The sequence below is a fragment of the Gordonia polyisoprenivorans genome, assembly GCF_017654315.1.
Lineage (GTDB): Bacteria > Actinomycetota > Actinomycetes > Mycobacteriales > Mycobacteriaceae > Gordonia > Gordonia polyisoprenivorans_A.
Window position 1 is genome coordinate 5648862 of sequence record NZ_CP072203.1, and the last position, 12443, is coordinate 5661304.

General features: G+C 65.7%; 13 protein-coding genes. All 13 read right to left on the reverse strand.

Translation table 11 applies throughout. The annotated features are described in order from the left end of the window. Window positions 1-12 precede the first annotated feature (12 nt). Window positions 13-567 carry a hypothetical protein gene (locus J6U32_RS25355; RefSeq protein ID WP_208792676.1) on the reverse strand — a complete coding sequence of 185 codons (555 nt, stop codon included), beginning with the start codon at window positions 565-567 and terminating at the stop codon, window positions 13-15. Between the two features lie 18 nt (window positions 568-585). Continuing rightward, window positions 586-1272 (reverse strand): hypothetical protein, encoded by a 687-nt coding sequence (locus J6U32_RS25360; protein WP_208792677.1) that lies wholly within the window; start codon window positions 1270-1272, stop codon window positions 586-588. After that, entirely contained in the window at window positions 1269-2108 is an 840-nt protein-coding gene (locus J6U32_RS25365; protein WP_208792678.1) for a hypothetical protein, read from the reverse strand. The genes J6U32_RS25360 and J6U32_RS25365 overlap by 4 nt, the downstream gene beginning before the upstream one ends. Beyond that, window positions 2105-3541: an MCE family protein gene (locus J6U32_RS25370; protein ID WP_208792679.1), complete on the reverse strand. Its 1437-nt coding sequence runs from the start codon at window positions 3539-3541 to the stop codon at window positions 2105-2107. The genes J6U32_RS25365 and J6U32_RS25370 overlap by 4 nt, the downstream gene beginning before the upstream one ends. Further along, entirely contained in the window at window positions 3541-4800 is a 1260-nt protein-coding gene (locus J6U32_RS25375; RefSeq protein WP_208792680.1) for an MCE family protein, read from the reverse strand. The genes J6U32_RS25370 and J6U32_RS25375 overlap by 1 nt, the downstream gene beginning before the upstream one ends. Continuing rightward, window positions 4800-6071, reverse strand: a complete 1272-nt coding sequence (locus J6U32_RS25380; RefSeq protein WP_208792681.1) for an MCE family protein — start codon at window positions 6069-6071, stop codon at window positions 4800-4802. The genes J6U32_RS25375 and J6U32_RS25380 overlap by 1 nt, the downstream gene beginning before the upstream one ends. 1 nt (window position 6072) lies before the next feature. Continuing rightward, window positions 6073-7320, reverse strand: a complete 1248-nt coding sequence (locus tag J6U32_RS25385) for an MCE family protein (RefSeq protein WP_208792682.1) — start codon at window positions 7318-7320, stop codon at window positions 6073-6075. Then, on the reverse strand, window positions 7317-8378 hold the full coding sequence (locus tag J6U32_RS25390; protein ID WP_208792683.1) for an MCE family protein: 1062 nt from the start codon (window positions 8376-8378) through the stop codon (window positions 7317-7319). Before J6U32_RS25390 ends, J6U32_RS25385 begins: the two co-directional genes overlap by 4 nt. Continuing rightward, on the reverse strand, window positions 8371-9552 hold the full coding sequence (locus J6U32_RS25395) for an MCE family protein (protein ID WP_208792684.1): 1182 nt from the start codon (window positions 9550-9552) through the stop codon (window positions 8371-8373). The genes J6U32_RS25390 and J6U32_RS25395 overlap by 8 nt, the downstream gene beginning before the upstream one ends. Window positions 9553-9555: 3 nt before the next feature. Beyond that, window positions 9556-10407: an MlaE family ABC transporter permease gene (locus J6U32_RS25400; protein WP_208792685.1), complete on the reverse strand. Its 852-nt coding sequence runs from the start codon at window positions 10405-10407 to the stop codon at window positions 9556-9558. Between the two features lie 3 nt (window positions 10408-10410). Beyond that, window positions 10411-11175: an MlaE family ABC transporter permease gene (locus J6U32_RS25405; protein WP_006371995.1), complete on the reverse strand. Its 765-nt coding sequence runs from the start codon at window positions 11173-11175 to the stop codon at window positions 10411-10413. Window positions 11176-11257: 82 nt separating this feature from the next. Then, window positions 11258-12151, reverse strand: a complete 894-nt coding sequence (locus J6U32_RS25410; protein WP_208792686.1) for a 3-oxoacyl-ACP reductase — start codon at window positions 12149-12151, stop codon at window positions 11258-11260. Between the two features lie 99 nt (window positions 12152-12250). Next, a complete protein-coding gene (locus tag J6U32_RS25415; RefSeq protein WP_006371993.1) occupies window positions 12251-12442 on the reverse strand; it encodes a ferredoxin in 192 nt (63 codons plus the stop codon). Window position 12443 lies beyond the last annotated feature (1 nt).

The following is a 12443-nucleotide window of genomic DNA, read 5'->3' on the forward strand; positions in this document are numbered from 1 at the left end:
CCCGCGCGCAACTCAGGTGAACAGCATCGGCAGATGCCACAGCCGGGAGTGCGGCTCGAGGAGCCAGAGTCGCACCCCGGTCAGGCGGATCAATCGCATGGTGCCGACGATGAGCAGGGCTGCCAGCGGGAGTTCCGCGAAGGCCGCGGTCAGCAACGAGATCCAGCGGTCGGCCGGTGCGGCGGTCATGATGTCGAACCATGCATCGCAGATCAGCAGGAGTCCGGTGGCGAAGCCGGCGAGCACCAGCATCTGCCGGCGCTGCCACGCCAGGACGGCGGTGGTGGCCATCATCGCGACGAGCAGGACGTCGAAACCGACCCAGGTGATCGACCAGTTGTGGGCGACGTAGTCGACCGGAAGGCTCAACCCGAGGAAGACGATCCATGGGATCAGGCCGATCGCACCACCGGCCATGAGCCCGATGCGGGCACGTCGAATCCGATTGCGTTTGACCGGATCCGGCAACACGTCGTCGAGCGGGCGGGCCAGACGGACGATCAGATCGCGGCGGTCCTCGGGGGTCAGGGCGGCGATCTGGTCATCGGTCAGAATGTGATCGCTCATCGCGTCGCCTCCCTGGGTTTACGGGGTCGGCACCACCGATGGCGCGGGCGCACTCGTCTGGGGTGCAGAAGAATCGGGCGCGGCGGAATCGGGAGCCGGGGCCGAGGTGGACGTATCACTCGGTCCAGGCAACGGTACCGCGCCGGGCGGCGGCGTCGACACCTGCTGGATGCGGCTGCGGAACGAGTCGTCGGTGATGACGTCGATGTTCTGGATCATCCAGCGGCCGTCCTGCTTGACCATCGCGAACGTCAACCGGCTCGGGTCGACGCGCACCAGATCCTTGCCGCCGCGGCTGACCGACTGGTTCATGAAGATCAGGACCGTCGAGGAGTCGCGGGTGTTGGTGACCACCCCGGCGTCCTGGATGACGGCCTGGGAGACCACCTGCTGCTTCTTCACACCCTCGATGAAGTCGATGTTCTGTCCCTGAACGGGATTGGTGATGAGCTTGTCGTACTGGGACTTCGCGGCACCGGTGACCACCGACTTCGAACTGTTGACGTGGGCTTCGACGTTGCCCGGGTCGTATCCGAACATCGTGGTGGCGTACGACCTCGCCGCATCCAGCGACGAGTCCCGGGCCTGTTCGGTCCATCGGGCGTCGAGGTAGCGGTAGCCGAGTACCCCGGCGAGCGCCACCGATGCCACGACCAGCAATGTGAGGACGCCCGCGAGGACCTGTGCAACCGACAGCCGCATCATGTCACCCACTCGAAATCGGTCATCTTCAGCTCGCCGTTGATCCGGGTGATGTCGACCCGCCACCGGAAGGTCTGGACGATGGTCTGCTCCTTGGGGTCCGTCGGCTTCATCTGCCAGCCGTAGACGACGATCACCGTGCCCTCGTCGGCGTCGGCCTTGGTGACGGCGTCGCTGATGACGGTGGACTGCACGTCGAGTTTCTGGTCCCGGATGAGCGAGACCGCTTGCCCCATGGACTCGTTGAGTCGTTGCTGGGCGGTGCCGCTGGTCTTGTCCGACATGGTCTTCATCGCGGCGTCGACGTTGCCCGGATTGAGGCTGGTCATCGTGACCGTCATCTGCTGGGCGAACGACGAGTACTCCGCGCGCAGATCCCGCTGATGGTCGATGCGTCCGAGTGCGATCGCGAACACCGCCGAGGCGACGAGGCACCCGACGATGACGATCACCGCGAGTCCCGTCGCGACCCACGCCACGATCGAGCGATCCGATCGCGCCCGCAGCGCGGAGACCTTGGTGACCGGTGCGGCATCGTCGCCACCCGGGGCGGCAGCCATCCGGCGTTGACGCCGCTCGCGATAGCTCAGCGAGGAGACCAACTCATCCGGGTCGGCCACCGGGCCGGTGCGCTCGGGTTTGGTCAGATTCACCGCCGGCGACGGCTGCTCGGGCGTCGCGACCTCGGCCGGTGCGGTGTCGGCCGGCGCGGTGTCGGCCGGTGGTGCCTCGACTTTCGGTGCCTCGACCTGAGGCGCCTCGTCGGGCTTGGTCGGCGTACGACGTCGGCGCAGCGGCGCCGACCGGACCGGGGTCCGGGCTTGCGAAGCCGGCGTCACTGGGCGTCCACCGCTCCGGTGATCAGGCTCTGCCATGTGCTGCCTTGTCCTTGCTGATCGTTGTCGGTGCCGGTACCGGTGCCGGCGTTGTACGTGCGTCCGTCGGGGCCGATGAAGTCACCCGACTCCGGATCGTACGTGGTGCCGTAGACCGCGGGACCGTCCTCTTGTTCGGTCGGCGTCCCCTGGGTGACATATCCGGCGGGTGCGGGCAGGATGCCCGGAATGCCGTTGGGAAACGGCACCACCTGATTGCTGATCGGCTTGTACCCGGTGCGGCATTCCTCGGGGGTCGGGGCCCGCCTGCCGGGGAATTCCGCACACGGAAAGTTGCGTGCGCCGCGCACGGCGATCTGCGAGTTCTGCGGTACCCGGCACAGCATGCCCGGCGGCAGGTCGCGCGCGGTTTGCACGGCGGGGCTGCGCCATTGCGACGGCGGCAGGTAGCCGATGGTGCACGGCGGCGGATCCTGGAAACCCAGCGAGAATTCGACGCTCGGGCCGTACCGCGGGTCGCCGGCGTTCAACGCGGTCAGCAGGGTGTCGATCAGACGCGGATAGATCACCAGGACCTGTTGCAGGTTCGGCAGATACACCGCCGTCGTCTTCGACACCGTGTTGAGGTTGGCCAGCAACAGGGGCAGCGACTGGTCCATCGAGGCGAACAGCTTCTGCGCCGACGACGCCACCGAGGGTCCCTTCTGAAGCAGGTCGGTGATCTCGGGGTTGTTGGCGCGCAACTGATCTGTCACCTTGACCGCGTCGGCGGTCCACGCCCGGATCTGATCGGCGGTGGCCGACTGGGTGGCCATCAACGGTCCCGCCTGTTTGACGAGATCGATGGTCACGTCCGAGTTCTTGTCTGCGTCATCGACGAGCAGGATCATCGAGTCCATCAGGCGCCGCAGGTCTTCGGCGGTGCCGTTGAACGCGTCGAAGGCCTCGTCGATGAGTGAGCGCAGATTGCTGTCGCCGACGCGGTTGAGCAAGGCCGTCGCCTGGTCGAGGACCGACGAGATCTCCACCGGCACATCGGTTGTCGATACCGTTGCGCCGTCGGCGAGGTAGTCGGAGCTGGAATCGCCGGTGGGCGGGGTGAATTCGACGTACTGCTCACCGACCGCGGACACGCTGTGTACCGACGCCGCGGAATTCGTGGGGATCTTGGTGCCACTGTCGATGGACAGGGTCGCCGCCACCCCGTTCTCGGTGAGCCGCACCGACTTGACCTTGCCGACGTTGACGCCGCGGAAGGCCACGTTGGCGTTCTCGTACAGCCCACCGGTGTTGGGCAACTGGAGGGTCACCGCATACCGTCCGACTCCGAACATCGCCGGAATGCGCACGTAGAACAGGGCCATCGCGACAATCGCGATGACGGTGACGATCGCGAAGATGATCAGCTGGATGCGGACGAAACGGGTGATCTTCATCAGTTGCCGCCTCCGTTCGATCCCGGGGTGTTCTGGGTGGCCGGAATGGGAGGGGCGTTCTCCGAGCGGGTTTCGTCACCCGGCTGCAGCGGCGAGGTGAACGGGTTGAGGCCACGTCCGGCTGCGCCGGCGGGCTGGCCGGTGACACCCTCGGGGCCGACGACTCCGACCGACCGCAGGATGCTGCGTTGCAGCTTGGGGATCGTGAGGTCGAGGACGAGGTCGGAGTTGATGTAGTCGCCCTTGACCATCGTCGGGATCTCCTCCTCCAGGAACGGGAAGGTCAGGAGCAGGCGCAGCGAACCCGGCAGTGCCGGGCCGGCGGCGGCCAGACCCTGGAACGCCTTGGCCATGTTGGCCACGATCGTCTTGATGTCCTGCGAATTCGCGTCGAGGACATCGTTGGTCGTCGACGACAGACGCCCGACCGCGTCGAGGGCGTTGACGAACTGCTGACGTTGATCGTTGAGGAGCTTGAGGATCTGCGGGCCGTCGCGCAACGCCTTCTGCAGCGTCGGGGTCTGCTGATTGACCGCAACGGTGAGTCGGTCGAGGCCCTCGCCTGCGCGAATGATGTTGTCGGTCTGCCTGTTCAGGTCTCCGACCAGGGTGGTCAGCTGCGGGATCAGGGCCCGGATCTGCTGATCGTGGCCGTCGAAGATCTGGCTCATCTCGTGGACGATGTCGCCGAACTGCGACAGCCCACCACCGTTGAGTACCACCGACAACGCGCTGAGGACCTGCTCGGTGGTCGGATAGTTGCAACCGGCCACCTGTTGGGCCGAATTGATGTCGGCGACAGCGGCTTCGGTCGGCTGGGCGATGTTGTCGACCTTCGGGCACTTCGGCAGCGGGATCTGATCGCCGGCCTGCATGTAGCCCGTGGCGGTCCCCGTCGGCTCGACGATCTCGAGGTGGGTCGATCCGAGCACGCTGGTCATCCCGACCATGACGTGCGATCCGTCGGCCACCTTCACGCCCGGGTTGAGCCGGATGTCGACCTTGGCGTTCCATCCGGGTGCGACGCTGATCGATCCGACGCTGCCGACGGTGGCGTCGTCGATGAGCACGGGCGCGTTGTTGGTCAGGCCCGCAGCACTGGGGATGACGGCGCTGATCTTGTACGAACCGTCGCCGGTGCCCTGCGCGCCGGGTACCGGCAGGCTGTTGACGCCGTTGAAGCCGCACGCCGAGGCCAGCACCGTCACCGTGGCGACGAGCAGGATCAGGCGTAGGTCACGCCACCGCAGCCGGCGCATCAGCCCGCACCGCCCCACGGGACGAGCAGGTCGGCGAGCGGCCCACCGCCGTTGGCGCGTCGGGTCGCCGCATCCTGGTTCCGGATGCCCTGCTGGGCGCGCGCGGCCACGTCGGCGTTCTGGTAGGTCACCTGGCCGGGTGTCGCGTTGATGCCGTTGACCGGATTGGACATGAACGGCGGGTAGGCGACGACGATGGACTGCAGCACGGGCGCCAGGGTGTCGACGCATTTGTCGATGTCGACCTGGCTCTGGCCGGGCCGGTTGTTGGCCTCCATCGTCCCGCACAGCAGCGTGATCAGGTTGTTGCCCATACCGAGTCCGAACACCCCGGACAACGATCCGGTCAGCGGGTTGTAGATGTTGTAGAAGTTGGCGAGCTGGTTGGGCGCCGAATGCAGCAGCCCGCGCATCTGTTCGTCCTTGGCGGCCAGGATGCCGGTGGTCTGCGCCAGCCGCGACACCGCGCCGGTCAACGAGTTCTGGTTGGTGTTGATGAAGTTCTGGACGTCGGTCATCGCCGAATCCAGGTTGTGCAGAGCACCGTTGAGTTGATCGGTGTTGTCGGCGAGGACGCTCGATACCGACGCGATGCGTCCGTTGAACTGCACCATCTGCTCATGGCTCGACGAGAGCGCGTCGGTCAGCTTCTGTAGGTTGCGGATCGTGGTGAACAGGTCGTCCCGTCCCGATGCCAGCGTGCCCATCACGTCGGAGAGCTGGGTTATCGAGTTGTTGATGGATTGTCCTGCGCCGTCGAGGTTTTGCGCGCCGACGTCGATGGCGCGCGCCGCGGCACCCGGGTCGGCGCCGTTGGGGCCGACCGCATCGGTCAGCCGTTGCAGTTGCTGTTTGACCTGATCCCACTCCATCGGGACGGCGGTCCGCTCCATCGGGATGTCGGTGCCGTCGGTCATCTGCGGGCCCGACGAGTACACCGGGGTCAGCTGGATGAAGCGGCCCGACACCAGGCTCTGGGCGACGACGACCGCGCGCGCGTCGGCGGGGATCCTGACGCTGCGATCGACATCCATCTCGACCTTGACGTCACCGCTGCGCGGGGTGATCGAGGTGACGTGACCGACGTTGACGCCGAGCACCCGCACCGGGTCGCCGTTGTAGAGGCCGGTGGTGGTGGCGAAGTACGCGGTCAGCCGGGTGTTGGTGACCCGGTTGTAGCCGATGTATCCGGCCACCACGATCAGTACGAGCAATACCAGCAGCGCGATGATCTGCCACGCGCGCTTGCCGATTCCGAGACGTCCGGTCATCTCAACCACCCGGCCTTGTCGTCGGGGTCGATGGCGGCGGGGTGGGAATCGTCGGCGAGGGTACCGGGGTGCGGGGCGGGGGGTTGGCGCCCGGCGCCTGGCTCCACGCGTTGGGCAGCAACGGGAATCCCGAATACGAGAAGGCTTGCGCGACTTCGGGATACTTCTGCTGCAACACCTTCATGAATGTGGCGGTGTAGTCACCGAAGGTGCTGACGCCGACCAGCGAGTCGAAGTTGGGTCCGTTGGCGACCGATTCGCCGAGGGCGTTGGCGAACGGCCCGAGCCGGTCGACGGTCTCCTTGAGGTTGTTCTCGTTGTCGTTGAGGATGTCGAGCACCTTGTTGAACTTGTCGAGCACCGGCGTCAGCTGGGCGTTGTTGTCGTTGATGAAACCGCTGATCTGCGCGGCGACATCGCGTGTGCCGCTGATGAGCTGGGCGATCGCCGCGCGCCGGAACTGCAACTCGCCGAGCAGCATGTTGGCGTCGAGGAGCAGTTGGTTGAGCTGCTTGCTGCGATCACCGATGACCTGGGTGACCCCGGAGGCCTTGGCGAGCAGCTCGCGTAGCGCGTTGTCGCGGTCGGCGACCGCCTTGGACAGCTTCGCGACACCGTCGACGGCTCCCTGCACCTGATCCGGGGTGGCCGAGAACGTCACCGACAGCGTGTCGAGCGCCTTGTTGAGTTCGGCGGTGTTGGTCTGCGAGAGAGTGTCGGTCGCATTGTCGAGGGCGTCGGTCAGCGAGTACGGGGCGACGGTGTTGCGGTTGGGGATCTCCCCTCCCGGCTCTATCCGCCCGGTCCCGTGCGGCAGGATCGTCAGATTCCGTCGGCCCAGCACGGTTTCGGTCTTGATCGCGGCCTGGGTGTCGGTACCCATCGAGACCGTGTCGTTCATCCGGAAACTGACGGCGGCCTTGGTTCCGGCGTCGGTCGACGCCAGGCGGATGCCCTCCACGGTGCCCACATTGACCCCGGCGACGGTCACGATGTCGCCGGTGACCAGGCCGCCCGCGTCGTCGAAGTAGGCGGTGTAGGTGCTGATCGGCGAGATCAGCGGCAGCTTGTCCATCTGCAGGGCCACCACGACCACCATCGCGGTCACCACGATGCCGATCAGACCGATCTGCCTGCGGGTCCGCCCGCCGCGCTTGTTCTCGCGGGCCACATCGGCCTCGTCCGACCCGGACCGATTGCTGCGGAACAGATTCCCGAACGGACCCCTACTCGTTCCCGACGTACTCATGATTGCGACGAACACCTCCCCCCGGCCTTGGTGGTGTCCCCCATGACGTCGTTGGAGGTGAAGAAGTACTGTTTGCCGTCCGGACCGCTGAGCAGCAGGCGAATCCGGCAGAAGTAGATCTGCAACCAGGCGCCGTAGCTACCGAGATTCGAGAGCTTCTTGTAGTCGTTGGGCAGGCGCGGCAGTAGCGACCGCAGGAACGGTTCGGCCGCAAGCACATTGTCCGAGGCGACGCCGATGCTGGTCAGGGTGGATTTGAGGCCGGGCCGGGTCGAGGACAGCAGGTCGGCGAGTCCGTCGGTGACCTGCGCGGTCTGGGTCAGCGAGTTGCCGATGGTGCCGCGCTGCGCCGACAGTCCGGTGATGAGCATCTGCATCTGGTCGAGGCTGGTGTCGAGGCCACCGCGGTCGCCGTCGAGAGTGCCGAGCATCTGATTCAGGTTGTCGATGACGCTATCGATCAACTGATCCCGGTCACCGAGGGCGTTGGTGAACGAGGCGGTGTCGGCGAGAAGTTTGTTCAGCGCCGGACCCTGCCCCTGGAAGACGGCCACCAGCGAGGTCGACAGTTCGTTGACCTCGTTGGCGTCGAGGGTACGGAACAACGGCTTGAACCCGCCGAGGAGCTTGTCGAGGTCGAGTGCCGGCTCGGTCTGCGAGGCCGGGATCGTATCCGACGGCGCGAGCGTGTCGTCGGGGTCGCCGGGTCCCTGCTGCAGCTCGAGATATCGGTCGCCGGTGAGGTTTTCGTAGCGGATCAACGCGCGCACCGACTTGGGTAGCTTGTACTGGTCGTCGACGGAGAACTTCACCAGCGCCTCGTTGTCGGGGGTCAGCGAGACGTTGTCGACCGAGCCCACCTCGACCCCGGCGATCTTGACCTTGCTGCCCGACTTGATCTGCGAGGCACTGGAGAACAGCGCCCGGTAGTCGTCGGAGCTACCGGATCGGTAGTTGCTGAACACGACGACGAGTCCGATGAACACCAGCACCATCACGATGGCGAAGGCGCCGAGTTTGATGACGGTCGCGCGGAACGCGCGTGCGCGGTTATCCAAGGTCGGGCTCCCCGAACAGCAGCTGGAAGAGCTTCTCCCGGTTGACCTTCGGTGTCATCCGCGGCTGGTAGGGCACCTGCGCGTTGTCGGTCACGTAGAACTTCGAGTGCTCGGTGGTATTGGGATTGCTCAGCCCGCCCGCACAGGTGGGGGCACCCTGTGCGTCGACCCGCGGCAGGCTGTTCGGATACGTGTAGGGCTCTTTGCCCGGCAACAGTCCGGCGTAGAGCTTCAACATGCCGTTCTCTCCGCCCTCGTAGGGCTTGGCCATGTCGGCACCGATCGCCGTGGTGCGCAGGAAGCACGAGATACCCGGGGCCTGGTACCCGAGAAGCTGTGACACCGGGTCGAATTGGGACAGCGTCGCCATGAGGTCGGCCTTCGACGGCGCCAGGACGTCGTTGTTGATCGTGTTGGCCATGCCGGTCACGTTGATCAGCAGCGCATCGAAGTTGGAGGCGTTGTCGCGCAACGTGTTCCCGGTATACACCGCGTTGTCGATGGTGCGCATAAGATCACCCATCACATCGCCGTAGACATTGGTCACCGTCGCCGTCTGCCGGATCAGCTCGTCGAGTTCGGGCAGATGCGGATTGGTCTTGCCGAGCAGCCCCGACAACGTGCCCAGCGAATTGCCGATGTCGGCGCCACGACCGGACAGCGCCGTGTTGACCGCACCGACGGTGGCGTTGAGTTTGTCGGGCTGGATGTCGGCGAGTACCGCAACCAGCTGCTGATAGACGGTGTTGAGTTCGACGACGACGTGCTGGGCGTCGATGTTCTGGCCGGGCTGCAACTGTCCGCTCGGTCCCGTCGGCGGCACCTCGAAGTACACCGACTTGGCCCCGAAGACGGTGTTGGACTTGATTTGCGCGGTCACGTTGCCGGGGATCTGCGACATCTGATCGGAGTTGATGTCGAGGGCGAGGACGGCATGGTCACCGGTCTCGGTGATCGATTTGACGGTGCCCACCTGCACCCCGCGCAGGCGCACCTTGGCGTCGGGGCTCATCACCAGGCCGGCGCGGGGGGCCTGCAGGGTCACCCGCTCGGTGGAGGCGAACCAACCGAGGAACGACCCGGAGGCGGCGGCGATGATCGCGATCAGCCCGCCCACCATGATGACCGCGGCGAGCTTGCGTACCCAGTTGCTGCGTTCTCCTCGACTCGCCATCACTCAGCCCGCCAGATTGAACTTGCCGTCGGACCCGTAGATGGCCAACGAGGTGAGCAGGGTGATGACGACGACCACGACCAGCGACGCGCGCACCGCGTTGCCGACCGCCACACCGACGCCGACGGGACCGCCGGTGGCGTTGTAGCCGTAGTAGGTGTGGATGAGCATGACCGCAATGGCCATGCAGATGGCCTGCACGAACGACCACAGGATGTCCGACGGGATGAGGAAGGTGTCGAAGTAGTGGTCGTAGACGCCGGGCGACTGTCCGTAGATGAACACCGTCGCGAATCGACTCGCGAGGAAGGAGGCGAGGGAGGCCAGCGAGTACAACGGGACGATCGCGATCATCCCGGCGACGATGCGGGTGCTCACCAGGTACGGGATCGAGGCGATGGCCATGGTCTCCAGGGCGTCGATCTCCTCGCTGACCCGCATCGCGCCCAATTGTGCTGTGGCACCGGCCCCGATCGTCGCGGCCAGGGCGATTCCGGAGATCACCGGGACCGCGATGCGCACATTGATGAACGCGGAGAAGAAGCCGGTGAGCGCCTCGACACCGATGTTGGCCAGCGAGCTGTAGCCCTGCACGGCGATGGTGCCGCCGGTGAACAGGGTGAGGAAGCCGACGACCACGACGGTGCCACCGATCATCGCGAGAGCACCTGTACCCATGGAGATCTCGGCGATCAGCCGCAGCGTCTCCTTCTTGTAGAGGCGGACCGCACGCGGGATCGACACGACGCTGTCCCAGTAGAACAGTGCCTGATCGCCGATCTGGTTCCAGTCCTCGCCTGCGCGTTTGACCGCAACGCGCGCGGTGCGCAGCCGGGTGGTGAACGGAAGGACCATCGCTTACCCCGCCGTCGCCTTCAGACCGACCGCGGTCACCACGACGTTCACCACGAACAACGCCATGAAGGAGTACACGACGGTCTCGTTGACCGCGTCGCCGACGCCCTTCGCGCCGCCCTTGACGTTGAGTCCCTGATAGCAGCCGACCATGCCGGCGAACAGGCCGAACAACGCCGCCTTGACCATCGAGATCATCAGTTCACCGAACCCGGTGAGCAGCGTCAGGTTCGCGATGAACGCACCGGGGTTGACGTCTTGCAGATAGACCGAGAAGACGAAACCGCCGCCGATGCCGATGGTGCACACCAGGCTGTTGAGCAGGATGGCGACACCGGTCGAGGCGATGATACGAGGAACGACGAGGCGGTGCACCGGGTTGATGCCGAGCACCTTCATCGCGTCGATCTCCTCGCGGATGGTGCGGGCACCGAGGTCGGCGCAGATCGCGGTCGCCCCGGCGCCGGCGACGATGAGCACCGTGACGATGGGGCCGATCTGGGTGATCGTGCCCAGGGCGGCGCCCGCGCCGGAGAGATCCTGCGCACCGATCTCGCGCAGCAGGATGTTGAGGGTGAAGCTCACCAGCACGGTGAAGGGGATCGCGACGAGCAGCGTCGGCACCATCGACACACGGGCGATGGCCCAGGACTGTTCAACCGTTTCCCGCCATTGAAACGGGCGGCGGAACAGCTCCCGGACCGAGTCCACCCCGAGTGCGACGAAGTCGCCCACCCCGTCGAGGGGTCCCGCCAGCCTGCTCAGCACAGCACTCCTCAAGCCTTGGAACTCACGCGCAAAAAATCACTGGGTTCGGTCAATACTAGGACACTTGACCCACAACAATCGGTCAGGACATCAGGTCGCGAGCCGAGAACGTCCGACGCGGGTCGCGATCGGCGAAGTAGCTGCTCAGCGTCTTGGCGAGATCCCCGTCGTCCCATGCATCCCCCTCCGCGGTGAAGACCTCATCCACGGTGGGCGCGGCCATCACCATGACTCGGGGACCGTACACGAGGAATACCTGCCCCGTGACCGAATCGGCGTCCGGGCCGGCGAGGTAGGTGACGAGTCGGACGACGTGTTCGGGCGAGAGCGGATCGACGCCCTCGCCGGGCGCCTCACCGAAGACCCCGGCGGTCATCGCCGTGCGAGCCCGCGGGCAGATCGCATTGGCGCGAACCCCGTAGCGGCCCAACGCTCTTGATGCCGACAGTGTCAGCGCGGTGATGCCGGCCTTGGCCGCGCCGTAGTTCGCCTGGCCCTCGGGGCCGAGTAATCCGGCCTCGCTGGAGGTGTTGACGATGCGCCCATAGACGGGACCGCCGGCGGCCTTGGATTCGGCTCGCCAATGGGCGGCCGCGTTGCGGGTGAGCAGGAAATGGCCGCGCAGGTGAACCCGGATGACCAGATCCCAGTCGTCATCGGTGAGATTGAAGAGCATCTTGTCGCGAACGACCCCGGCATTGTTCACCACGATGTGCAGTCCGCCGAGCTCGGCGGTTGCTGTGCGCATGATCTCGGCGGCGGTGGCCGAGTCCGAGATGTCACCGGGTACCGGTACCGCGGTTGCGCCGGACGCGGCGATCTCGTCGATCACGTCGCTCGCGTCGAGTGCGTTCGCAAGGTCATTGACGATGACCGTCGCACCTTGTGCGGCGAGCCCGAGTGCCTCGGCCCGACCCAACCCGGCACCCGCGCCGGTGACCACCGCAACGCGCCCCTCCAACGATCCAGCAGTCACTGCCAACCCCTCCAGCCGAACGCGGTGTGAACGAAAACTAGAACCTGTTCTAACACGCTAGCCGGTCGGGGTGACGCGCCGGGGCGGTTTCGGCGAAATTCACTCCTCGATCGACAGCGCCGACTTGGGGCAGTTGGCGACGACCTGACGCAGCTCCTCTTCACGGCCCTCGGGTACCTCGTCTTTCAGAATGACCAGGTAGTCGTCGTCATCGAGATCAAAGATGTCGGGCGCCATCCCGACACAGATCGCGTTCGATTCGCACAGGTCGAAATCTGCCTTGATATGCATC

Bases quoted from the DNA above. Each gene is read 5' to 3' on its own strand.
- J6U32_RS25400 (WP_208792685.1), bottom strand. From the start codon at position 10,407: ATGGTCCTTCCGTTCACCACCCGGCTGCGCACCGCGCGCGTTGCGGTC.
- J6U32_RS25355 (WP_208792676.1), bottom strand. From the start codon at position 567: ATGAGCGATCACATTCTGACCGATGACCAGATCGCCGCCCTGACCCCC.
- J6U32_RS25415 (WP_006371993.1), bottom strand. From the start codon at position 12,442: ATGCATATCAAGGCAGATTTCGACCTGTGCGAATCGAACGCGATCTGT.
- J6U32_RS25395 (WP_208792684.1), bottom strand. From the start codon at position 9,552: ATGGCGAGTCGAGGAGAACGCAGCAACTGGGTACGCAAGCTCGCCGCG.
- J6U32_RS25360 (WP_208792677.1), bottom strand. From the start codon at position 1,272: ATGATGCGGCTGTCGGTTGCACAGGTCCTCGCGGGCGTCCTCACATTG.
- J6U32_RS25380 (WP_208792681.1), bottom strand. From the start codon at position 6,071: ATGACCGGACGTCTCGGAATCGGCAAGCGCGCGTGGCAGATCATCGCG.
- J6U32_RS25370 (WP_208792679.1), bottom strand. From the start codon at position 3,541: ATGAAGATCACCCGTTTCGTCCGCATCCAGCTGATCATCTTCGCGATC.
- J6U32_RS25385 (WP_208792682.1), bottom strand. From the start codon at position 7,320: ATGAGTACGTCGGGAACGAGTAGGGGTCCGTTCGGGAATCTGTTCCGC.
- J6U32_RS25375 (WP_208792680.1), bottom strand. From the start codon at position 4,800: ATGCGCCGGCTGCGGTGGCGTGACCTACGCCTGATCCTGCTCGTCGCC.